Source organism: Taibaiella koreensis, assembly GCF_003545715.1.
Taxonomy (GTDB): Bacteria; Bacteroidota; Bacteroidia; order Chitinophagales; family Chitinophagaceae; genus Taibaiella; species Taibaiella koreensis.
This window is the reverse complement of the sequence record NZ_QVNU01000004.1, coordinates 211,952-235,441: the sequence shown is the minus strand read 5'-3', so window position 1 is coordinate 235,441 and position 23,490 is coordinate 211,952. Positions and strand designations below refer to the sequence as shown.

Here is a 23,490-nt window from a genome sequence, read left to right as displayed (position 1 = left end):
TTAAATAAAGAACAGCCGCCGGACAATTTTATATCCGGCGGCTGTTCTTTTTCCGACAATGTCCGGAACAGAATGTCCTTAAATGCATAGAGATGTAGCAATGCTACGTCTCTATGCATTTAAATATAAATGACCCGTTTTTATTTCACCCCCTGCATCATTTTTCTTACGATGGGTGAAATAAGGATCAGCAGCACCCCGGCGCCCAGTGCGTACAGGGCCAGCATAAAATAGCCATCGGTATAGATCTGCAGCTTTTCGATCAGCGAATAGGTTTTGCCTTCTTTTACTTCGGCAAGACCTGCACCTACCAGGCCGGCTACGTATTGACCATAAGCGCTGGCCAGGAACCACATACCCATCATCATACCCTGCAGGCGTCCCGGCGACAGCTTGGTCATAATAGACAAGCCTATAGGAGAGAGGCAGAGCTCGCCTATGGTTACCACCAGGTATGCTACGGTAAACACGTCGAGCGAGGTCACGCCTTTGGCATCGGCAAAGAAACGTGTGGCATAGAAAACATAATAGGCCAAGGCAAGAAATACAAAGCCCAGGCCAAATTTCACAACGGTATTGGGCTCAATCTTACGCTTGCTCATCCACAGCCAGAGCACGCCGATCACCGGCGCCAGGATGATCACGAACAGCGCATTGGCCGCGTTATTCACCCCGTTGGGGTCCAGGTGAAGAAAGCCCAGGACTTTATCGTCCAGGTTCTCGGCAGCGAATACACTCAGGGACCCGCCACTTTGTTCATAGATGCCCCAGAAAAAGATAGAGAAGATGATGAAGACAAGTGCTGCGCCCAGCTTCTTCCTTTCTTCCGCTGTACATTTCGACATCTCATAGAACAGGTATACCAGCGTTAGCGGGCCTATAGTCCACATAAAATAATTGGTATACTCTGTTTTGGATACCATGGTCATAATGATGGGGATCAATACGAGCGAACCCAGGTAAACCACATATTCGTACCATTGGCGTTTTTTGCCGGTAGCAGCGGGACCGGCAACTTTAGGATCACCACTGAAAATAGTATCGGATTCCATGCCCTGGTTGGCCACTGGTTTGGGCAGCAGCGGTGAAAGGCCGATGGGCCCCAGAGTACGCTGCGTAAAGATGAACGTGATCAGGCTAATGGTCATCACGACAGCGGCAAGGCTGAAGGCAACGTTCCAGGTATGATCGGCCGGTATGACCGAGCTAAGCACCTGGCCCTTGCCGATAGCGACGCAAAGGTAGCCGCCCAGCAATGCACCAATATTGATACCCGAGTAAAACAGCGAGAAGCCGGCATCCCTGCGGCTATCGTCGTTCCGATACAGCGAGCCCACCATGGTAGAAATGTTGGGCTTGAAGAAACCGGTGCCGATGATCGTGAAGCTGATACCCAGGAAAAAGAACTTGTGCGGATCATAGGCCAGAATACAACTGCCCACGATCATAAGGATACCACCCCAGAAGAGCGACTTGCGAAAGCCGAGGATCTTATCGGCAAACAAGCCGCCGATAAAAGTAAAGGCATAGACAAAGGCTTGCGTAGCGCCGTATTGCAGGTTGGCATCTTTTTCATTGAACATCAGCTGATGGATCATGAAAAAGGTGAGCATACCGCGCATACCATAGAAGCAGAACCGCTCCCACATTTCGCTAAAGAATAAGTACCACAGTTGTTTGGGATATTTTCCCTTGAAATCCTGGATGTCTTCCAGGCTCAGCGTCCGGTTGTCCATATGTGTTCTTTGGAGGGTGTTTTAAAGGTAAGTGACTATCAGGATATAATTTGCTTCTACATAACGGCTGCTGAGCTTGTCGAAGCACCATCTTTGTCCTTTCGACAGGCTCAAGGACCGACTTTGTTTCCTATATCCGGATACTCAGATAAAGATAACAGGCCGTCTTAAAAGGACGCAAGCCTGTCACATTGAGCGAAGTCGAAATGTAAACAGGCTTGAGTCGTTGTGTTATTGTCTTTCGGATGGCGGAACAGGATAAAATTTACTCCTTTTGAGGTTGCCTCCTGATCATAGATAAAAAAATATTAACGGATGCCACGCATCATCTTCAGCAGCGAGCCGCTTAGAACGAACAGGATAACAGAAGCTACGCCGGTCATAATGATGAACACCATAAAGAAATCGTAGAGGTTGTTGATCGCATAGCCGAACAGGTGCGGGATCTTAACGCCCTTGGCCAGCTCTTCGGCGCTGGGAGGGATCAGGGCGCTCAACGTACCAGCCAGCTTGTTGGCGGCAGCATTGGCCAGGAACCAGGTACCCATCAGCAGGGAAGAAAAGCGCAGCGGCGACAATTTAGACACCATGGAAAGACCGATCGGGGAGAGACAAAGCTCGCCCATGGTGTGCAGCAGGTACAGCGCCATCAACCACCACATGCTGATCTTCACGCTGCTGTCGACACCATGCACGCCCACGGCGATCACGATATAGCCCAGGCACAGCAGCAGCAAGCCGTAGGCCATTTTGCGGGGAGAAGCAGGCTCCAGGTTGCGCTTGCTCAGCATGGACCAGATCACAGAGAAAATGGGTGCCAGGGTTATGATCGCCAGTGGGTTTACCGACTGGAACCACGAGGCCGGCATTTGCCAGCTGCCAATATCGCGGTTGGTCTGTTGCTCGGCAAAGATGGTGAGCGAGGCGCCGGCCTGCTCGAAGGCGCTCCAGAAGAAGATCACGAAGAAGGCGAGAATAAAGATCACCAGGATACGGCTACGTTCTTCGGATGTAATGCTTTTATCGGTAAGGATGGCTACCGGTATTACGACCATAGCGCCGTAGATGAGGTACCCGATGATGTCCGCATCCGATTTGAAGAGGTCTTTGAAGTTGAGCAGGAAGAAGATAAGCGCAATGGTGCCCACGATCATGCTGATACCTTTAATATCCAGACCTTTGATCGGCAGCCCGATGCCGTTCTTTTCGCTATTGACCAGCAGCTTGCCTTTGAACATGACAAAGGTGATGATACCGATGATCATGCCGATACATGCTGCGAGGAAACCCCATTTGAAATCCACTTTCTCGGCCAGACTGCCGCAGATAAGGGGAGAGAAGAAGGCGCCCAGGTTGATGCCCATGTAAAATATAGTGAATGCTCCGTCGATACGGCTGTCTCCTTTGGGATACAGCTGTCCAACCATGCTGGAGATGTTCGGCTTGAAAAAACCATTACCAATGATGAGAAAAGTAAGGCCCGCCCACATCATGGTGATGGCCGCTCCGCCTGCGGTAGAGGCGCTGAGGAACATCAGGAACTGGCCTATGGCCATAAGAACACCACCGATGACGATGCTGCGACGATTGCCGAGGTAACGGTCGCTCAGGTAACCGCCCAGCAGGGGAGTGAGGTATACCAGACCGGTATAGCTTCCGTAAATATTGGAAGCATCCTGGTTGGTCATCAGCAGCATCTTGGTCATGAACAGCACGAAGATGGCGCGCATACCATAGTAGCTGAAGCGCTCCCACATTTCGGTAAAGAACAAAAGGTAGAGACCTTTAGGATGCCCCTTGCCGCTTTGTGGCATATCCGCAGGCATGTCCTTGTTCAGTCCATCGATAGTAGTTGGTTGAGACATTCGTAGTAGTTAAATTTTTATTATGAATAAAAAACGTGGGGAAAGGTAGTTATTTTTTTGCATCAGCAAGAGGCCTGTGGAAAATTACCCCTAATTTTCCCCCATGCTCTTTTCTATGACCGATAACCGGCCATTTCGTTTAACGGCGGGCTTTATCTCAGGCCTTTTTCCCGCATGATCCGGTTGAGCCAGCGCAGCATCACGAAGCCTATCGCTGCCGAGGCCAGCAACAAGCCGCAGTTGAGCAGGAAGAAATGAGCTTTGTTCTCGTAGCTGTACCAGGTGCTGGCCAGTACGCCGGAAAGCTTGTTGCCGATCGAGATCGATAAGAAGAGCCCGCCCATCATCAGTGCGGTAAGCCGTGGCGGGCTAAGCTTCGATACCAGCGAAAGGCCCATTGGACTAAGGAACAGCTCGCCTATGGTGATCACGCCATAGCAGGCGATCAGCCACAGGGGCGATACCTTAACGGCGCCATTGTTGCCCATATACACGGCCGCCACCATCACCAGTGTGGATAAAGAGGATATGAGCAGGCCAAAAGCGATCTTGGATGGTGTACTAGGCTCCTTACCGCGCCGGCGCAGCAGCGCAAAGAAAGCAACGACCAGCGGTGTGAGAATAATAACCCAGGCAGGATTTACCGATTGGAATAATTCCGTATTCATCAGGTATACCGGCCGCCCGTCGGTGGGTATACTTGCCGACGCTGCGTTGCGGAAGTAAATGTCTTTGCCCTGTTCCTTAATAACATTACCCTGTTCATCTTTTGCCGCGCGGAATTCGCTGTCGTAGCGGGTTACGGTCTGAGTTGATGAGGGCACCTCTTCGGCGAGGTATAAGGCAGCTACCGGCTTTTCGACGCTTTCAGATACCTGCCTGTCCGTATAGAATTTGGCCCAGCGGGTAAGCGCGGTGCCGTTTTGTTTGAATACTGCCCAGAACATCACGCTCACAGCAAAGATGGCCAACAGGGCCGCAATAGGGCGCTTATCTTCTTTGGTAGCTCTTACATATAGTGAAATAAAGAAAACAACCACTGGTATCGCGGCACAGATAAAGGCGTCGGTACTGTCGCTGCCCAGCAGGTTGCCGGGGAGCACCCAGCCCAGCACACCTGCGGCAAGGGCCGGAAGAAAGACGACGGAAAGCACCTTGCCGATACCCATATCACCCGGAATAGCCGGTTTCAGTACATTGACATGGCGGTAATGCTTCAGCCCAATGCTAAAGATGATGAGCCCAACGAACATACCAACACCTGCCGTAATAAAGGCGGCGTGCCAGCCTATCTTATTGCGCATGAACGCCGCGATAATATTGCAGATAAAGGCGCCGATATTGATGCCCATATAGAAAATATTATAGCCGGCATCCTTTTTGTCTTTATAAGGCTCCTCCGAATAGAGATTGCCGAGCAGGGTAGAGATGCTGGGTTTGAAAAAGCCATTGCCGATAATGATCAGCGCTACCGAGGTATAGAAGCTGGTTACTCCGGGTACGGCCAGCCCTATATAACCGATACCCATCAGGGTTCCACCGAGATAGACGGAGTTGACATAGCCCAACTTACGGTCGGCCAGGAAGCCCCCGAGGAAAGGCGTGAGGTACGTGAAGGCAATAAAGGTGCCGAAGATATCGTCGGCGCTGGCATCGGGAAAACCCATGCCGCCTTTTTCGACATCGATCATATAGAGCACGAAGATGCCAAGCATGAGATAATAGCCGAAACGTTCCCACATCTCGGTGAAAAAAAGAAAAGGCAGGCCCCTGGGATGATTACGTTGCGGTACCGTATGCGTCATATGTCCTGATTTGATCATCGGGCAAAATAAGCATTTAAAAATACCTGGACAACAATAGAAGGCCTGAGCGAAACATTTTACCTTTGCGCTCTTTAATATTGCAATATGAAATACCTGATAGTCGGACTGGGCAATATCGGCGCTGAATATGATGCTACCCGCCATAATATAGGCTTTGATGTGGCCGACGCTTTCGTGATCAAGCACGGTGGCAGCTTTAAGCTGGAGCGCCATGCTTATGTGGCCGAAGTAAAGTGGAAAGGCAAGCAGTTTGTCGTGATCAAGCCTACTACTTATATGAACCTTAGTGGAAAGGCCGTGAAATACTGGATGGATAAGGAAAAGATACCGGTCGAAAATATGCTGGTGATCGTGGACGAGATCGCTTTGCCCATAGAAACCATCAGGGTAAGGGCTTCCGGCTCTCATGCAGGACACAATGGTCTGCGCGATATTCAGGAAGTGCTGGGAACACCCGCTTATCCCAGGTTGCGTTTCGGTATCGGTAATGATTTTCCCAAAGGAAGACAGGTGGAATTTGTGCTGGGCAAATGGCGCAGCGACGAATTGCCTTATGTAAAAGATAAGATACTGAAATCGGTCGAAGTAATTGAAAGCTTTGCTGCTACGGGTATAGAACGCACCATGAACACCTACAACAAATAGCCATGATACGATCCGGCCTTCTTTTGCTGCTGACGGTACTGCTTTGCTGCCGCGTGCCGGCGCAGACCAGCGACGACAGGCGCTGTTCCAATAATCCGGCCAGGGCCTGGTGGAAGGCCGGCTACTACTATATCTCGCTTGGAATAGATACCAGTACCGGGTACCTGCATGGCGAAGTGCTGATACGGGGCAGCGTAACCGGCATACCGGTGGATTCCCTGCAGATCGACCTGCAGGAACCCTTGAAGATAACTTCGGTGCAGTACAGGGGAGCTTTGCAGCAAAGCAACGGTTATCGTGCGGTCAGTCGGATGGAGCGCTATGGGGATGCTTACTACATTTTTGACCGGGATTTCCAGGCGCTGAAGACAGGTGACTCTTTCACGCTCGTCATCGGCTACGAAGGTTATCCGGTAAAGGCTACCCGTGCCCCCTGGGATGGCGGCCTGGTAATGGAAAAAGACAACAAAGGGAAGGCCTGGATCGGCATGGCCTGCCAGGGACAAGGCGCCAGCATATGGCTGCCCTGTAAAGATTTCCAGGGCGAAGAGCCGGACAGCATAGCGCTGAAGCTGATCGTTCCCGCTGGAATGCAGGCTATCGGCAATGGCAGGTTGACTGACATACAAAAAAGCGAGGCTGCCGATAGCTGGCTATGGAAAGTGCGTAATCCTATCAATCTTTACGATATCTCTTTTTACCTCGGCGATTATGTACACTGGTCCGATACACTTCAAGGCGCCAAGGGCCCGCTGTCGCTGGATTACTATGTGCTGCGTCCTAATCTGGCCAGGGCAAAAGCGCAGTTTAAGGTCGTAAAGCCGATGTTGCGTTGCTTTGAAGAAAAGCTGGGACCTTATCCCTTTTACGAAGATGGCTATAAGCTGGTGGAATCGCCTTACCTGGGTATGGAGCACCAGAGCGCGGTAGCTTATGGCAACGGCTATCAGATGGGCTATAAGGGTAAAGATCGCAGCCGTACGGGCGCGGGTCTGGACTTCGATTATATCATTGTCCACGAAAGCGGGCACGAATGGTTTGGTAACAACATCACCGCTTACGACAAGGCCGATACCTGGATCCAGGAAGGGTTTACTACGTATACCGAAACTATTTTTGAAGAATGCCAGAAGGGCCGCGACCGCGCTTTCCTGTACCAGCGGGGGAAGAAGTACATCGTGCGGAACGACCGGCCGGTACAGGGACAATACGGCGCCTGTGACGAAGGTAGCGGCGATCATTATGAGAAAGCCGCCCTGATGATCCATATGATCAGGCAGATAGTAGCCGACGATGCCCGTTTCTTCGGTATGCTCAAAGCCATGAACCAACGGTTTTATCACCAAACAGTAAACGGCAGTGAGGTGGAAAGCTTTATGAGCAGCTATGCAGGCAAAGATCTCTCGAGAATATTCAACCAATACCTACGGCAAACGGAACCGCCGGTATTGGCGTTGAAATGGCGTAAGGGCGTCTTGCAATACCAATGGAAAGATTGTGTACCAGGATTCGATATGCCCATAAGAATTCAGCTTGATGGCCAGCTCGTTTGGTTATACCCTACAGAGACTATGATGGAAATGCCGTTGAAGAAAGGAAAGATTGTTCCCGATCCCGATTTCCTGGTGAATTATGAGTATTGAGTATTTAGTATTGGGTATTGGGTATTGGGTATTGGGTATTGAGTATTGGGTATTGAGTATTGGGTATTGGGTATTGAGTATTGGGTATTGAGTATTGGGTATTGGGTATTGAGTATTGAGTATTGAGTATTGAGTACTGCCAACTGCCCATTCAAGATCATTCACAGCGAAGTACTTCCTATTGAAAAAGCCGGGTGAGCTATAACCGCAAAGGCCGCTAAGTGATACGCAACGGGCGCGAAGGTTTGGTGCAAAACCGGGACTTGAGTATTGCGCATTGCGCCAACTATAAACTGCCAACTTCCCATTCAAGATCATTCACCGCGAAGTACTTCCTATTGAAAAGCCGGGCGAGCTATAACCGCAAAGGCCGCTAACTGATACGCAAAGGGCGCGAAGTTTGGTGTAAAATCGGGGCTTGAATATTGCGCATTGTGCCAACTATAAACTGCCAACTAAAACTCATTCACGGTGAAGCGCTTCCTATTGAAAAGCCGGATGAGCTATAACCGCAAAGGCCACTAAGTGATGCGCAAAGGGCGCGAAGTTTGGTGTAAAATCGAGACTGGGGTATAGGACATTTGAATATGGGATTTGGCACATCGCCGCCATTGGCTATTTTATTTCTTCTGTAGCTCATCGAGCTGCTTTTGAGCGGCTTTCTTTTGCGGAGCATTGGCGTCGACTACCCGCTCAAACAGTTTAATCGCTTTGCGGCGTTTGTCAAGGTTCTTATTACACAGGGCAGAGTAGTAGACCGCATCCCAATGCCGGGGATCACCCTTATCCGATTCGGCCGACTTGAAATAAAGGAGGGCGCTGGCGTAGTTCTTTTCTTTATACTTCTGCATGCCCAATTCAAAGTCGCTGAGTACTTTTTTAGACTCTTTGGGTTCGTCTTTTTTCTCTTCCTTTTTTGGCGCCGGCGCAGCGGCGGCAACAGCCTTCCTGGCCACAACGTCTTCCGAGGCGACCCTGGTCGACTCTTTGGCCGCGTTTGCACTACGGGCCATAGCGCCATCTGTAAGGGTATCGGTCCTGCGCAGCGCTGCAATGCGTGCCAGGCTGTCCTTACGTGCTTTCTGTCTCACCTCCTGGCGGGCCAGCAGCAGGGAATCTTTATGTTTCTGTTCCTTTGCCGCCAATGCTGCTCTTTGCTCTTCGGCCTGCATCGCTGCTGCCAGCTGTGGATTGGCGCTGTCAGCAACCGGCGCAGCGGTCTTATCCGTCGTTTCCTGTTGCTGCTGTGCCAGCTGCGGCGTGGAGTCCGTTTTGGGGTTTACGACGAAATACCAGAGGGCAGCGGTACCCAATACCAGTAAGGCGGCAATGCCTACCGGTCGCCCCCAGCGGGAACCCGGGCGCAACCGCTGTACGGTACCTTGTTCTGTTGCAGCCGGCGATGCAGTAGCAGGGGTACGGTTTGTATTAGCTACCGGTGGCTTTTCCTGCCGGATCACCGGGACCGGCTCTTTCTTCTCTTTGGGTTTTTCTTTAGGCGTTACATAGGGAAGCACCGGCGGCACAAGACTTGCCAGCAATTGTTCGGTATCTACCTGCGTTTCCAGGCCCTCGAGCGCATCGTTGCACAGGGAACAGGTGCTCAGGTGCAGTTCCACAGCCCTCAGCTCTTCGGGATAGAGCGTATGCCGCATATACCCCAGCAATTGTCCTTTGCTGAGGCAGGCGCTGTTGGCCAGAATCTGTAGTATCCTTTCGTCGCTGTTCATCGGGGGCGTTAGCTTATTTTTTGCTGCAGGCAGTTCTTCAGGTTCCTTCTGCCGTTCTGGATATGGCTTTTGACCTGCTTGTCCGAATATCCGGTAAGTGTGGCCGTTTCATTATAGCTTTTCTGATCAAGGTAAAACCGCGTAATGCAGTTGCGTTGCTCTTCGTTCAGTCCCTTCAGGCACATATTCAGGTATAGGAGTAATTGTTCCTCGTTCACCTTATGATGCAGGTTATCCTCAAATTCCACAATGTCCATATCCCATTCCGCAACCGTTTTCCGGTTCGGATCATTTTTGCGTAGCTCCATGAGGCAGTGGTTACGGATCACCTGGTAAAACCAGGGTTTGAACTTACGCACCTGGTACTGGTGTACATCGGTCCAGATTTTGGTAAAGATCACTTGCACAGCATCTTTGGACGGCTCGGCGCTTTTCAGGTATTTGATGCAAACACCCAGTGCCAGGTGGACATAGCGCTGATACAGGGTGCCAAAGGCTTCCTGGTCCTGCTTGGAGGCGATCCGGTGCACCAGGTCTTCATCTGTCAGGTTTCTGTAATTATTTGCAGACAAGGATTTATACGTTTATAATGGCTACAATGGCTGTAAAAATAGGGTATTCTACAGTTATCAAACACTTAAAACGAATAAATATTCTTTACACCACACTAAATTAAACATAAAGCTTCTAGCTTTGTATTCATGATGGTAACAACGACGGTAAAAGTAAGGCCAGCACAGCGTTCCGACGCTGCGGAGATGATGTCGCTGATCCGTGAGCTGGCGCTTTACGAGAAGGCTCCGGAACAAGTTACGGTCACAGAGGAACATTTTATCGAGAGTGGTTTCGGCGCTCAGCCGGTATGGTGGGCCGAAGTGGCGGTCGTGCCGGCTTCGGAAGATCGTGAAGAGCAGATCATAGGTTTTGCGCTTTACTATGTCCGTTATTCTACCTGGAAAGGGCAGCGCATGTACCTGGAAGATATCGTTGTGCGGGAGGCCTGGCGGGGCAAAGGTATTGGCGGCCTGCTGATGGATAAACTTATTGCAACAGCCCGGGACCGGCGGTTTAGCGGTATGCTGTGGCAGGTACTGGACTGGAATGAACCCGCCATCGCCTTTTACCGGAAATACGGCGCACAGTTTGATAACAGCTGGATCAACGTAAGTCTGGAGCTGTAAATTTTTTCCGGTAAAATAATGCAGGCATAACAGAATAGCAGTATTTTAGCAGCCAACTAACATTCGTGTATGGAAATAGAAATCAAATCGCTCGGCAAGTTCAAATTCGTCGAGGAAGGCGAAGGCGAACCGCTTATATTACTGCACGGACTTTTTGGGGCCCTGAGCAATTTCAAGGATCTTTTCGATCATTTCAAATCAAAATACAGGGTCATTATTCCGATGTTGCCGTTATTTGACCTCGGTCTGGATACCGGTGTGGGCGCTTTGGCTAAATATGTTCAGAAATTTATTGAGACCCGCCAATTTGACCAGGTGCATCTTATGGGTAATTCACTGGGTGGCCATGTAGGTCTGATTTATACCTTACACAACCAGGAAAAGGTGAAGACCCTTACCCTCACCGGCAGCTCGGGTCTGTTTGAGAACGGTATGGGCGAAACGTATCCCAAACGCGGCGATTACGAATATATACGCAAGAAGACGGAACTGACTTTTTACGATCCCAATATTGCTACCAAAGACCTGGTGGACGAGATATATTCTATTGTGAACAACCGCCTGAAAGCGATCAAGATCATTGCCTTGGCCAAGTCGGCTATCCGTAATAACCTGAGCGAGGAGCTGCGGGATATCAAGGTGCCTACCTGCCTCATATGGGGAAAGAATGATACCGTGACGCCGCCTATGGTAGCCGAAGAATTTAAGCAGCTGCTGCCCAATTCGGAGCTTTACTGGATCGACAAATGCGGCCATGCGCCTATGATGGAGGTACCGGGTGAGTTTAACAGGCTATTGTCCGAGTTCCTGGAACGGCATAATCATAACTAATGCAATATTGCTATCAGGATTTCTTATGTCTGACATAGCATCCCTGGAACGGATTTTGCCGTAATTAAAATAGACTTCATATGAAGTCTGAAGCGTAAAAAATGTCAATTATGTTCATCCAGCAGCTTATCTCACCGGAAATACCCGTATTGCACCCCGAGGACTCGGGCGACAAGGCGCTGCAGCTGATGCAGGAATTCCATCTGCCACATTTGTCCCTGGTGGAAGGCGAGGAATACAAAGCATTGATCAAAGAAGATGATTTGCTCAACTGGGAAACACCGGAAGCACCACTTTCTTCGGCCGATTTCCTGAATTTCAGGCCGGTTGTCTATGGCAACCAGCACCCCTACGAGGCCGTGCGCAGGGCCGTGCAGCAACATATTGCTATTGTACCTGTGATCAACGAGCAAAATAAATACCTGGGTGCCGTAAGCGGACATGAGCTGCTCGAGTTCCTGGGCAACAATTCGGGTCTGGATCAATCGGGTGGTATCATTGTGCTTGAAATGAAACCTGTCAATTATTCGCTTTCGGAGATTGCCCGTATTTGCGAAAATAACGATACCATTTTGTTGAATGTGCAGGTGTTTACGTATCCCGGCAGCGAGCTGATGGAGGTAGTATTGAAAACAAATACGAAGGAGATCCAATCGCTTATCGCCTCTTTCGACCGCTATGAGTATACGGTGAAGGAAGTATTTGGCGATATGCCCGCTATCGAAAGCATGTTAGACCGCTATCAATCGTTGATGCACTACATCAACATGTAAAAAAACTTAAGCTTATAAGGAGCCATCCCTGTCTTTGGGATGGCTCCTTATCTTTTGTACTTTTGCCTTGCGGCAAGGCCTCAAAAGCTGCCGTGTTAGCATATGGCGATCATCAGTGTACAGGACCTGGTAAAAAAATACGGCGATTTTACTGCAGTCAATGGTTTAAGCTTCGATGTGCAGGAGGGTGAAATATTCGGATTGCTGGGACCCAATGGTGCGGGGAAAACCACTACACTGGAGATCATTGAGACATTGCGAGCCAAAACTTCGGGTAGGGTGATCGTCGATGGCAAGGACCTGGATACGCAACCCCAGGAGATCAAGAAGGTGATTGGTGTACAACTGCAGGCCGCGGGCTTTTATCCTAACCTGAACCTCAAAGAGCTGATCGCGCTGTTTTCAGGCTTATACAATGTTGGTACAGATGCCATGGCCCTGTTGCAGAGCGTAAACCTGGAAGATAAGGCCCGTAATAAGTTCAAAGAACTGTCGGGCGGTCAGAAACAACGTTTTTCCATTGCCACTACACTGATCAATAAACCCCGTATTATCTTTCTTGACGAGCCCACCACGGGCCTCGACCCGCAAGCGCGGCGCAATCTCTGGGACCTCATTCGCCAGCTGCGGCAATCGGGTACTACGGTAGTACTCACCACGCATTATATGGACGAAGCCGAAGAGCTATGCGACCGTGTGGCTATTATCGACAGCGGCAGGATCGTATCGCTCAATACCCCCGATAGCCTTATCGATAACCTGATCGCCTCAGGCTTCGAACGGAAAAAGAAGGTGAAGGAAGCCAATCTCGAAGATGTATTCATTGCGCTTACCGGCAAAGACCTGCGGGAAGGCTAATGCATGCGGCCTTTTATTTTTTTCCCGCGGCGGCGCGGTGGCGCAGGGTTTTCTTTATAGCACCAAGGCACAACAGCACTGAGAAAGATATAAGTATGTGTTTTTTTCTCGCGGCGACGCAGTGTCGCAACGTTTTCTTTATAGCATACAAAGGCATCAAGGTGGATGATAGGTACCTGTTTTTTGCAGCGTTTTCTTTATAGCACGCCAGGCACAACGGCAATAAGAGAGATGAAGTGTATGTGTCTTTTTGCTTGCGGGCGGCAGCGGGTTTTATTCCACACAATGCCCCGGCGACGCAAAGGTGTTAGCTGTCCCGTAACGTTGTTGGTGAAAACACCAACAACTGCAGCCCTCACGGCTTCCATATTACCACCGCGCTAGCGTCAATTTTGTGTTTATAAATAAAAGTAAGTAACTATCCGGATATAGGAAACAGGATACAATTTGCTTTTAAATAACGATTGCTGAGCTTGTCGGAGCACCATCTTTGTCCTTTACCTTCGGTGAGAAAAGTTCGACAAGCTTAAGGAACGGCTTTGTTTCCTATATCCGGATATTCAGATAAAAGTGTGTACGCAGCAGGCCATGCGGCCTGGGTTGGAGATAAAGCAGCGACGGTTTATCGGTGCCGTATATCGATCTGTACAAAAAGCTTATCGTGCGATCCAGTCCGATGGATTGACGGAGGCCGGGCTATTGTTGGCCCCTACTTTCCATACCTGGAAGTTGAGCATGTTTTCACCATCATCATTTTTACCGGCACGGCCTATAACCTGCTTGGCGCTGACATGATCGCCCTCGCGTACGGAAGCCGAAGCCAGGTTGCTGTACACGGTAAAGAATTCGCCATGGCTCACCATGACCATGATGCCGTTAATATTGGCTACTGTACGCACTACGCCTTCGTATACCGCTCTTACCGAAGCACCTTCGCCTGTGGTGATATCGATGCCGATATTATTCTCGATAACACTAGGGAAAAGCTTATTGGGGTGCTTGCCATAATTGCCCGATATAAAACCTTTTTCGACTGGCCAGGGCAGGCGACCACGGTTGGCGGCAAAATTGTTGGACAGCGCCTGTACTTCCGGTGTAAGGCTCAGCTTGTAGGAAGGCTTTTCCACCGATGCTACGGGCGGTGGCGTGTATGCCGGCCGGGAAGGCTCCGAAGTGGTGGCTGCAGGTTTACTATTGCCGGTTGTCGCCGGTTTGGAAGCATTGTTGCCTGTTGAAGATGGTCTTCCGGTATTGAGCGTTACCGTTTGGCTGCCGGCCTGGTAAGTGTTGCCGTCGTTGTTGCGGGCGGCTTGCTGGGCAGCAGCAGCCTTGCGGCGGGCTTCTTCCTCGGCGGCTCTCTTACGGGCCAGAGCTGCCTCTTCGGCGGCTTTGCGGCGGGCTTCTTCTTCCGCTTTCTTACGGGCCAGTTCGATCTCACGTCTGATCTGGTCCCGTATAGAGGCTTCCAGCTTGCGTGCCATCTTCTGGTTTTGCTGGATCTGGGCCACCAGCTCTTTTTCCCGGCCCTTCAGCTCGGTTACCAGCTGATTGGTCTGCTGGGTCTCGGCCTGTATCTCGTTTTTCTGTACTTCTTCCGTTTGCAGCAGCTTGCCTTTCTGGGTCTTTTGCGTATTGAGCACGCCGATCTTTTGCTTCAGCTGCACCTGGGTAACACGGATCTTGTCGGCCTGCTCTTTGCGGTAATCGCGATATTTGCGCAGGTATTGCATGCGCCTGATGGCATCGTTGAAATCGTTGGCCGAAAACAGGAAGGCCATCATATTCTGGCTGGTACGGTGCTTATAGGCATAGCGGATCGATTGAGCATAGCTTGCCTTCAGCTTGTCGAGGTTGCTGTTGAGCGTATTGATCTCCTGTGCCGAAAACTGGATGCTGCCATCAATGTTGGACAGTTCCGCATTAATATTGCCGATCAGTTTTTGGCGGGCCTCCAGCTTGGCGGTAAGCGCCTTTAGCTCGCTCATGGTCGCTTTTTTATCCTGCTTGGTCGCTTCCAGCTGTTGCTGGGTACTGTTTATCTCTTCCAGCAGGTTGGCCCTGCGTTTTTCAAGCTCGCTGCGGGTGGGTTGCTGTGCCTGCGCCTGCGTGACGCCGAGCAGCAGGAAAAAAGAAAGGATATATAGACGCATGAAAAGATTCTCTGTTTTAGGGCAAAGAGCAAAGCTAATAAAAGCATGGCAAAAAGCGTGTACAAACTACAGGTATGCCAACGGACAAGCGTGCTGCCGGTTGCCGGCTTCCCCCTAATATGAAGATGATCGATTTGGTGAAATTCCATAAAGGAACAGGCTTTTCTTTCCTATATTTGCGCATTGAAGACCATGCCTGTCAATTAAATTTTCGGATGAAAGTTGTCATTTTTGCCGGAGGCCGCGGAACCCGCATCTCCGAAGAGTCCATATTACGGCCCAAGCCGATGATCGAGATCGGGGGCAAGCCCATTCTGTGGCATATTATGAAGATATATGCTGCCTACGGACATACCGAATTTATTATCTGCCTGGGGTACAAAGGCTGGATCATCAAAGAGTATTTTGCCAATTATTTTCTGCACAACGCCGACATGATGGTCGACCTGGGCAATAATTCCATGGAAATACTGCAGAATAATGCGGAGCCCTTCAAGATCTCGCTGATCGAGACCGGCCTGGACACCATGACGGCAGGACGCCTGAAACGGGTATTGCCCTATACCAATAATGAACCTTTCATGCTTACCTATGGCGATGGCGTAAGCGATGTGAATATGGATGAGCTACTGACCTTCCATCGCGAAAGCGGTAAAGTATGCACTATGACGGCGATACAGGCTACCAGCCGCTTTGGCGTGATTAAAATGCAGGAGAACGGTACTATCGATTCTTTTGAAGAAAAGCCTGAAGACAGCGGTACCTGGATCAATGGTGGCTTTTTTGTCATCAATCCGGGAATCAAAGATTATCTTGAAGGCGACATGGACGATGTGATGTGGGAGCGAGATCCTATGGATCGCCTGGCTGCTGCCGGACAAATAGGCGCTTATAAACACCATGATTTCTGGAAGTGTATGGATACGCTACGCGATAAGGAAGAGCTGGAACAGATGTGGGAAGGCAGTCCGGCATGGAAGAAATGGTAAAAATATCGACGTTACAGGATGAAATAAAGGATCAGTATGTCATTAGATGCAACCTTCAGAAATAAAAAAGTATTCCTTACGGGCCATACCGGATTCAAAGGTGCCTGGCTGCTGCAGCTGCTGGATTATTTCGGCGCCGACGTAAAAGGCTATGCCCTGGCGCCGGAGGAGGAAAAGGATCTCTATAACCAGATCAACGGCGATAAGCTATGCTATGCCTCGGTGATAGGCGATGTACGGGACAGTCAACTGCTGAAGGGTGAGATTGTACGCTTCGAACCCGATTATGTCTTTCATCTTGCGGCGCAGCCCCTGGTACGACGCAGCTACCAGGAGCCTGTGTATACCTTCGATGTGAATGTAATGGGAACAATCAATGTGCTGGAGGCTATGCGCAGTCTGGAAAAGCCTTGCACAGGTATTATGGTGACCACCGATAAGGTATATGAGAATAATGAGAAGGGGTTGCCCTTTGGTGAGGAGGAAAAGTTGGGCGGTTACGATCCTTATTCAGCAAGCAAAGCAGCAGCTGAGATTGCCATTGCGTCTTATCGCCGCTCCTTTTTCAACCCGGACCATGTAGCGACACATCATAAATCGATCGCATCGGTGCGGGCGGGTAATGTGATCGGCGGTGGCGATTATGCGGCCGACCGTATTATTCCCGATATTGTAAGAGCGATAGAACGGAACGAACCGGTAATGCTGCGCAACCCCGCCGCTGTGCGTCCCTGGCAGCATGTGCTGGAGCCTTTGGTTGCCTACCTGCTGCTGGCAGAGAAGATGACTGCCGACAGGGCCAGCTATGCCGCTGCTTACAATATAGGTCCCGATAAAGAAGATGTGTTGGATGTTGAAACCGTGACCCGGCAGTTTATTGAAGCTTACGGGAAGGGCAGCTATCATATCGAAGGCAATGCAGGCCAGCCACACGAGGCCCGGCTGCTGATGCTGGACAATCATAAAATTTATGAAGCCCTGGGGCAGAAGCCCCGTTACACGGCCTCTGAAGCAGTACACATGACGGCTGCCTGGTATGCCGATAAAGAACATAGCGCAGCGGAAAAATGCCGGGCGCAGATTGAAGCCTATCTGGCGCCGGTAACGGCTGTCGATAGCCAATAGTTATTGTTATGAGTTCTACAGAAAATACAATACTGGGATTGAAGCTGCCTACCGATCCGCGCTGGGTCGATATTGCGGCTATATCCCTGCAGGATATTCTTACCGATCACGCTTTTTGCGAACAAAAAGCGGCGACGCAATTCATTTCGCTTATCCAGCGTTATCCGGAGAAGATGGAGCTGGTGGAAGCACTGGCGCCGGTGGTTACCGAGGAGTGGGGGCATTTCAGAATGGTACTGGCCGAGCTGAAGAAACGCGGCCTCAGTCTGGGCAAGCAGCGCAAAGATGAATATGTAAACCAGCTGCTGCAGCATGAGCCGAAGAATATTTCGGGTGAAGTACGCCTGCTCCACAAGCTGATGATATGTGCCCTTATCGAAGCCCGTAGCTGTGAGCGCTTTCGCCTGCTGAGCCTGCATATCGAAGAAGAAGCGCTGCGCCATTTTTATCATAAGTTCATGGTTTCGGAGGCAGGACACTACCGCTTATTCCTTGACCTGGCCAAAGTTTATTTCGATGAAGCCCTGGTAAGGCAAACCTGGCTCGATTGGCTGCATATTGAAAAGAACATCCTTAAGGAGCTGAAGCCCCGGGGCGACCGTATGCACTGATCTTCTCTCCGCAACATTTTCCCTCTTTATATTAATGGCTATGGAACCTCATACCTTGTTTAATCAAAAAAGCAATGCAACACAATTTTTCCTGATGGCCGGCCCTTGTGCGGTGGAAGGAGAAGAAATAGTGCTGCAAATAGCAGAACGCATCGTAAAGATCACCGGCAAGCTGGGTATACCCCTTGTGTTCAAAGGTTCTTATCGCAAAGCTAACCGTACACGTCTGGATAGCTTTACCGGCATCGGCGATGAAAAGGCGCTGAAGATACTGGCCAAAGTAAGAGACACCTTTGGCGTGCCGGTGGTTACTGATATTCATGCAGCCAATGAGGCTGGTATGGCTGCTGCCTATGTAGATGTATTGCAGATACCGGCATTCCTGTGCCGGCAAACAGATATCCTGGTAGCAGCGGCAGAGACAGGCAAACATGTGAATGTAAAGAAAGGGCAGTTCCTGGCTCCCGAGTCGATGCAGTTTGCCGTGGATAAGATTCAGCAAAGCGGGAACGATAAAGTGATCCTTACCGACAGAGGAACAACCTTTGGCTACCAGGACCTGGTGGTCGACTATCGCGGTATTCCCACGATGAGCGCCATGGGTGTGCCAGTGGTAATGGATTGCACGCATTCGCTGCAGCAGCCCAACCAGACCAGTGGTGTAACCGGCGGTAATCCCGCGATGATCGAAACGATTGCCCGTGCAGCCATAGCAGTAGGGGCCGACGGCCTGTTCATCGAAACCCATCCCGATCCGAAAAACGCAAAATCTGACGGCGCCAATATGCTGCACCTCGACCTCCTCGAAGGCCTGATGCAAAAGCTAAGCATACTAAGAGAAGCCGTAAAGAAAATAGGGTAAGATGGGTATTGTATTCAGGCAGTCCATTAAGTCGACCATAGTCATCTTTACCGGTAATCTTATCGGTGCAGTGGCGACTTATTTTACAGCGCAGGTCTTCAGTCAGGATAAACAGCAGTTCGGCTTTTCGAGAACGCTTATTACGGTGGGTGTAATTTCGATGATCTGTATCCTGATGGGCGCTGCAAGTGTGATGCAGACATTTACCCAACGCTACGAAAAAAGAGATGAACGGAAAAAGGTGCTTATTAGCCTGTGTTTCCTGGCGCCTTTGCTGATGGCGTTGTGCCTGCTGCCTTTTTACCTGGGTTTTAAAGCCGAGATCGTTGCGATGTTCAAACCTCAGGACAGGGCTTACTTCAGTGACTACTATGGCTGGGTAGCCTTACTGGTGCTCGCCTGGGGCTATCTTACCTTATTGGAGGCCTATATGATATCGCAGCACAAGTCGGCGCAGGGCCTGGTGATGCGTGAAGTGTTTTTAAGAGTATGTAACCTGCTTGCGCTGGGCGCCTTGTATTGGCAGCTGATCCGGTTTCATGGCTTTATCGTGCTTACCGTGCTGGGCTACGTCCTCAGCGCAATACTGTTGCTGCTGCTTTCGATGCGTACGGAGGGTTTTGGTTTCTCGCGTCGCTGGAAAGTGTTTACCCGCGGAGAATACAAAGAAATATTCCGTTTTGCCTGGTATCATTTGCTTGTAGGCGTCTCTGTGTATCTTACCGGTTATCTTGACGGGCTTCTGCTCGCCACGCTGGACAAAGACGGGGTTTCGGCAGTACCGGCTTATACCATCGCTGTCTTTATAGTAGGCTTGATGGCTGTTCCTTACCGGGCTATGGCACAGGCCGTATTCCCTGCTTTGAACCGGGCCTATATAGAACGGAATGATGCTGAGCTCAGGGATATTTTCAATCGGTCTGGTATCAATATTCTCATTGTCGCCGTAGCGATGGCGTTTATTATCGGATTAAACCTGAACAATGCAGCAAGTATATTACCCAAAGGATACGAGAAAATAGTTCCGCTTTCGCTCATATTAATGCTGGGACGTGCAGTCGACATGGCTACGGGAGTCAATACAGAAATGATCAGCATTTCGATCTATTACAAATTCAATTTCCGTATTTCGGCGATATTAGTCGTGCTGATTGTAGTGTTGTGCTGGTTACTGATACCCCGTTATGGCGCCTACGGCGCAGCATGGGGCAGTAGCATAGCATTGACCATTTTCAATATAGCCAAGTTGATCTTCCTCAAAAAAAAGATGGCGCTGCATCCGTTTTCGCTACAGAGTTTAAAAGTGATATTGGCAGGTATTGTGAGCGGTCTTATTGCTTATTTTATTCCTTATCTGGGCAATCCCGTGGTCGATGCGCTTCTCCGTGCCGGCACCCTGATAATTATCTATACGCCGCTATTGCTGTGGTGGCGTGTTTCGCCTGATATCAACGAGTACCTGGCGACCGTCGTTAAGAAAAAACGGCTTTTCTGATATTCAGCTTTTTCCCCCTACAGCTTCAGTAAGTATTTTGTAGAAATTGTTGGTGGAATGAAAGGCAAGCCAGGCTAGCTTTGCCTGCTCTGCTTCTGACCGGAACGTTGAATAATTTTCAGTGATGGTTTCCAATGCCTGGATCAACGCATTGGGGTCATTGTCTGGTATGCTGATGCCCGTATGATAAGCTGCCGACTGGGCATTCATCCAGCTGCCCTTGGAAGTGATGAAGGGTTTACAAGCTGCTATGGTCTCAGACAGGACACCCGACGTACGCGCCCTGTACCCATGGGATACGAGATAAGGAATGAGGATAATGTCGGCTTGCGACAGCTGCTGCGCATAGGCTTCGGAACTCATGTTGCCGAGTAGCTCATATGAGATATGACTTTCCTTTAATCTTGTTTCCACGGCGGTATTCAGATCCTGATCGCCGGCATTGGCCTGGATTACCAGTGTGATCTGGTCAAGCAGGGGATGACGTTCACGGCTCATTTTTGCAGCGGCATCAAGGATCAGCCCGATACCTTTTTCGACTCTTACTGGTCCCGGTGCATATAGCCGGAAACGATTGCCGGGCGGCATTTTCTCAACCGTATGGCTAACAATGGGCTCTTTTACATGGGGTATGGGAAGCACGCTCATGTTACAGTGATACCGATGATTGCATTCATCGGCAATGACGTTGCTGTCGGTAAAGAATATTGCCTTTCCACTTTTGATCAATTTGCCGAAAGCAAAGTCGTACAAACGCAGCCCCCATTTATTAAGGAATGCGGGCATACCCACCAGCTCTGAAATGGGATAACGGAATAGCAAAAGGCTTTGCTGTTTGCTCCGGGAGGCGGCAAGAGCGACCGGCAATACGTTATACCAAACTGTGGTCGTATAGAAGAAGACGGCGTCTGTATGGATTTCGGCGCGATATAGCGCTACCAGCTTCCTGTACATGGTGCGTGAGAATGTCGCCCGGTTCCATAGCCGGCCTACCAACGGGATCCTGTTCAGAAAGTTGGCAGGTAATCCCTTGAAGTAAGGTTTGGCATTAAGCTCCCGGGCTACATGGGGCTCAAGCTTTATATTGCCATAAATCTCTGTTTCGATTCCGTGCTGCTGTAGCAATTCCTGCACTGCCCGGTTATACTCGTAGTGATGTCCGCCTTTATCTACAAGATATTCGTCAATAATGATCACCTTTCTCATACGGGAAGTATTTTCAGGGATTATCGGCTCAATCCACCAGGTTACTGGATCTTACCCAGGCTATCGTTTGTTCAATACCGTCCGAGAGGTCTGTGCTCATAAGCGTTCTACCCAGCAGACTCCGGTATTTGTCTACCGCCAGTATTTTACTTTTAGCGCCTACATACTGTGTGGTATCGTAAGTTATCTGGTTAAAGTCATAGCCTGTTTTTTCACAGATGATCCTGGCAAAATCCCTGATCGAGTGATCTTCACCGCTGCCGATATTGTATATTTCGTTTTCTATTTTATTGTTCAAAGCCAGCATCACCTGCACGAAGTCGTCGACGTAAACCAGCTCCCGGCGTTGCTCACCATCTCCCCATAGGGTTACCGGCGTTCCATGCTTCTTTCCGTTAATGATCTTTCTTATGAGGTCGTAAATAAAATGCAGCTGACGTCCGTCTGTGTGATAATCGGGTCCGTAAAGGGTGCTTGGCACCAGGTACAGGTATTGCATGCCATATTGCCGCTGGAGGCATTCCAATCCTGCCAGCAACATACGTTTGCACATCGCATAAGCGTAGAATTTATCGGTTGGTATACCCTGCATGTATTTTTCTTCAGACAGGCCCTCTTCTACGGTATAGCTTATGCTGGTCCCCAGAGCGATCATTTTGGCTTGCGGGGCATGCTGCTGCCACCAGGCCAGCATGTTGGTATTGATCTGCTGGTTCACGATCCACTGGATACCGCGGTGGGTATCGCAAAAGGTACCCGCCTGGGTCCAGGCTGCTAAGTGAAAAATATAGTCGAAATCGCCGGGATTGCTTATTGCTTTAGCAAGAGAATCGTCCCTGGTCAAGTCGCAGTTGCGGGAATTAAGGGCAAGGTAACTGATACCTTCGTTTTCCAGTTTCCGGATCAGCCTTCGACCCAGGAACCCGGAGCTACCGGTGATTAAAACGCTATTCATGATTATGATAAGACCATTTCTTTTTTTTAGAAGAAAGCGGATTCGCTCTATTTATCAGGGCACAGTCTGTTTTAGTGTAGGATGTATTCTGCTTCTTTTGTAAACATACCGGAGTAGCTTACGTATGGGATAGATCAGCTTGGACCGGGCGAATACTCCGAATAAATTGTTGAAAAACAACTCGAGCGAACCGAATGTACGGATTACCTTGTTGACCTCCTGATACAGTTCAGCATCGAAAAATGGCCTGTTACTTTCCAGCAAGAACTCCGCATAGGAATTGAATTGTAATGATTTACTGACCAGTATTTGTTTCAGCAGGTCGGCAGTAAAGCCGGTCGCACTCTTGTCTAGCTTTCTGAAGAAAACAAAATCGCCCCATACCATACGCCCATCCCTGGAATTCTTCTGGTTGCTGGTATTCAACTTCCATTCGTCAAGGCAGGAAAAATTGATGAATTCGAATCCTCTATCGCTAAGGTACTGGCATATCTCGAAGAAATGCTTTTCACCTTTGAATAGCGGGTGAAACCTTATTACCGCCTGGATCACATTGACATCGGGTAATGTATTTTCTATATTTTTGATAATATCAAAATCCAGTCCTTCAAGATCCACTTTCAGGAAGTCGATATGATCCAGCTTATGCTCTGCGAGGATATCGTTTAGTGTAATGCAATCTATATCAATCCTGGCTTTTTCTTTCATAGCATCTTCCAGGCCATACATAATATCTACCCCTTCTTTAATTTCCAGGAAAGAGGAGCAGGCCATATAATTCCTTTCGATGAACTGTTTCATCCCTCTTTCGATATGAACACCTTTTTTGATCTTGATATTCTTGTAAAGATCGCTGTTCTGTATATCGCTGGTCGAAAGCGCATCTATCTCTATATAGGTGATCTGGCTACTGAATTTCTTCAGGAATGTGCTTTGCCTGGCAGATGAAGATCCAAGATCAACGATCACAAAATCACGGTTCAATGTGGTATCTATATTCATACATATA

The 23,490-nt window shown here is 49.6% G+C and carries 20 protein-coding genes; 11 read left to right on the top strand and 9 right to left on the bottom strand.

Annotated elements, in window-relative coordinates; all coding sequences use genetic code 11:
* Positions 1–140: 140 nt before the first annotated feature.
* The 3 genes from DZK30_RS14690 to DZK30_RS14680 all read right to left on the bottom strand — a co-directional run bounded on the left by DZK30_RS14690 (position 141) and on the right by DZK30_RS14680 (position 5,406).
* Positions 141–1,736, bottom strand: coding sequence for a peptide MFS transporter (locus DZK30_RS14690; RefSeq protein ID WP_118974898.1), 1,596 nt, complete (start codon positions 1,734–1,736; stop codon positions 141–143).
* Positions 1,737–2,044: 308 nt separating this feature from the next.
* Complete coding sequence (locus DZK30_RS14685; RefSeq protein ID WP_205529454.1) at positions 2,045–3,601, bottom strand: peptide MFS transporter; 1,557 nt, start codon at positions 3,599–3,601, stop codon at positions 2,045–2,047.
* Between the two features lie 152 nt (positions 3,602–3,753).
* Positions 3,754–5,406 carry a peptide MFS transporter gene (locus DZK30_RS14680; protein WP_118975247.1) on the bottom strand — a complete coding sequence of 551 codons (1,653 nt, stop codon included), beginning with the start codon at positions 5,404–5,406 and terminating at the stop codon, positions 3,754–3,756.
* Positions 5,407–5,511: 105 nt separating this feature from the next.
* Here DZK30_RS14680 and pth point away from each other — a divergent pair, with 105 nt between their 5' ends.
* Together pth and DZK30_RS14670 are read left to right on the top strand one after the other, a co-directional pair.
* A complete protein-coding gene (gene pth, locus DZK30_RS14675) occupies positions 5,512–6,072 on the top strand; it encodes an aminoacyl-tRNA hydrolase (protein ID WP_118974897.1) in 561 nt (186 codons plus the stop codon).
* A 2-nt stretch (positions 6,073–6,074) separates the two neighbouring features.
* The gene (locus DZK30_RS14670) at positions 6,075–7,715 is read left to right on the top strand and encodes a M1 family metallopeptidase (RefSeq protein WP_118974896.1); all 1,641 of its coding nucleotides are present in this window, start codon (positions 6,075–6,077) and stop codon (positions 7,713–7,715) included.
* Between the two features lie 620 nt (positions 7,716–8,335).
* Here DZK30_RS14670 and DZK30_RS14665 read toward each other — a convergent pair.
* Positions 8,336–9,445, bottom strand: a complete 1,110-nt coding sequence (locus DZK30_RS14665) for a hypothetical protein (RefSeq protein ID WP_118974895.1) — start codon at positions 9,443–9,445, stop codon at positions 8,336–8,338.
* 8 nt (positions 9,446–9,453) lie between these two features.
* Positions 9,454–10,017, bottom strand: coding sequence for an RNA polymerase sigma factor (locus DZK30_RS14660; protein WP_118974894.1), 564 nt, complete (start codon positions 10,015–10,017; stop codon positions 9,454–9,456).
* Positions 10,018–10,146: 129 nt separating this feature from the next.
* Between DZK30_RS14660 and DZK30_RS14655 the strand changes: the two genes are divergently transcribed.
* The 4 genes from DZK30_RS14655 (at position 10,147) to DZK30_RS14640 (ending at position 13,088) form a co-directional block, all read left to right on the top strand.
* Entirely contained in the window at positions 10,147–10,626 is a 480-nt protein-coding gene (locus DZK30_RS14655; RefSeq protein WP_240432934.1) for a GNAT family N-acetyltransferase, read from the top strand.
* Between the two features lie 69 nt (positions 10,627–10,695).
* Entirely contained in the window at positions 10,696–11,457 is a 762-nt protein-coding gene (locus DZK30_RS14650; protein ID WP_118974893.1) for an alpha/beta fold hydrolase, read from the top strand.
* A 110-nt stretch (positions 11,458–11,567) separates the two neighbouring features.
* Positions 11,568–12,230, top strand: a complete 663-nt coding sequence (locus tag DZK30_RS14645) for a CBS domain-containing protein (protein WP_118974892.1) — start codon at positions 11,568–11,570, stop codon at positions 12,228–12,230.
* 102 nt (positions 12,231–12,332) lie between these two features.
* Complete coding sequence (locus DZK30_RS14640) at positions 12,333–13,088, top strand: ABC transporter ATP-binding protein (protein WP_118974891.1); 756 nt, start codon at positions 12,333–12,335, stop codon at positions 13,086–13,088.
* 656 nt (positions 13,089–13,744) lie between these two features.
* Here the strand turns inward: DZK30_RS14640 and DZK30_RS14630 are convergent.
* On the bottom strand, positions 13,745–15,238 hold the full coding sequence (locus tag DZK30_RS14630; protein ID WP_118974889.1) for a murein hydrolase activator EnvC family protein: 1,494 nt from the start codon (positions 15,236–15,238) through the stop codon (positions 13,745–13,747).
* A gap of 215 nt (positions 15,239–15,453) precedes the next feature.
* Here DZK30_RS14630 and rfbF point away from each other — a divergent pair, with 215 nt between their 5' ends.
* Genes rfbF through DZK30_RS14605 form a run of 5 tightly spaced genes read left to right on the top strand, consistent with a single transcriptional unit; the run spans position 15,454 to position 20,320 of the window.
* On the top strand, positions 15,454–16,227 hold the full coding sequence (gene rfbF, locus DZK30_RS14625) for a glucose-1-phosphate cytidylyltransferase (RefSeq protein ID WP_118974888.1): 774 nt from the start codon (positions 15,454–15,456) through the stop codon (positions 16,225–16,227).
* Positions 16,228–16,263: 36 nt separating this feature from the next.
* A complete protein-coding gene (gene rfbG / locus DZK30_RS14620) occupies positions 16,264–17,352 on the top strand; it encodes a CDP-glucose 4,6-dehydratase (protein ID WP_118974887.1) in 1,089 nt (362 codons plus the stop codon).
* An 8-nt stretch (positions 17,353–17,360) separates the two neighbouring features.
* Entirely contained in the window at positions 17,361–17,963 is a 603-nt protein-coding gene (miaE, locus tag DZK30_RS14615; RefSeq protein ID WP_118974886.1) for a tRNA-(ms[2]io[6]A)-hydroxylase, read from the top strand.
* Positions 17,964–18,003: 40 nt separating this feature from the next.
* Positions 18,004–18,825, top strand: coding sequence for a 3-deoxy-8-phosphooctulonate synthase (kdsA, locus tag DZK30_RS14610; RefSeq protein ID WP_118974885.1), 822 nt, complete (start codon positions 18,004–18,006; stop codon positions 18,823–18,825).
* A 1-nt stretch (position 18,826) separates the two neighbouring features.
* Positions 18,827–20,320 carry a polysaccharide biosynthesis C-terminal domain-containing protein gene (locus tag DZK30_RS14605; RefSeq protein ID WP_118974884.1) on the top strand — a complete coding sequence of 498 codons (1,494 nt, stop codon included), beginning with the start codon at positions 18,827–18,829 and terminating at the stop codon, positions 20,318–20,320.
* A 3-nt stretch (positions 20,321–20,323) separates the two neighbouring features.
* On the opposite strand, the gene DZK30_RS14600 is transcribed toward DZK30_RS14605, so the two are convergent.
* Genes DZK30_RS14600 through DZK30_RS14590 form a run of 3 tightly spaced genes read right to left on the bottom strand, consistent with a single transcriptional unit; the run spans position 20,324 to position 23,483 of the window.
* Positions 20,324–21,526, bottom strand: a complete 1,203-nt coding sequence (locus tag DZK30_RS14600) for a glycosyltransferase (protein WP_118974883.1) — start codon at positions 21,524–21,526, stop codon at positions 20,324–20,326.
* Positions 21,527–21,554: 28 nt separating this feature from the next.
* The gene (locus DZK30_RS14595; protein WP_118974882.1) at positions 21,555–22,481 is read right to left on the bottom strand and encodes an NAD-dependent epimerase/dehydratase family protein; all 927 of its coding nucleotides are present in this window, start codon (positions 22,479–22,481) and stop codon (positions 21,555–21,557) included.
* A gap of 54 nt (positions 22,482–22,535) precedes the next feature.
* The gene (locus DZK30_RS14590) at positions 22,536–23,483 is read right to left on the bottom strand and encodes an FkbM family methyltransferase (protein ID WP_118974881.1); all 948 of its coding nucleotides are present in this window, start codon (positions 23,481–23,483) and stop codon (positions 22,536–22,538) included.
* Positions 23,484–23,490 lie beyond the last annotated feature (7 nt).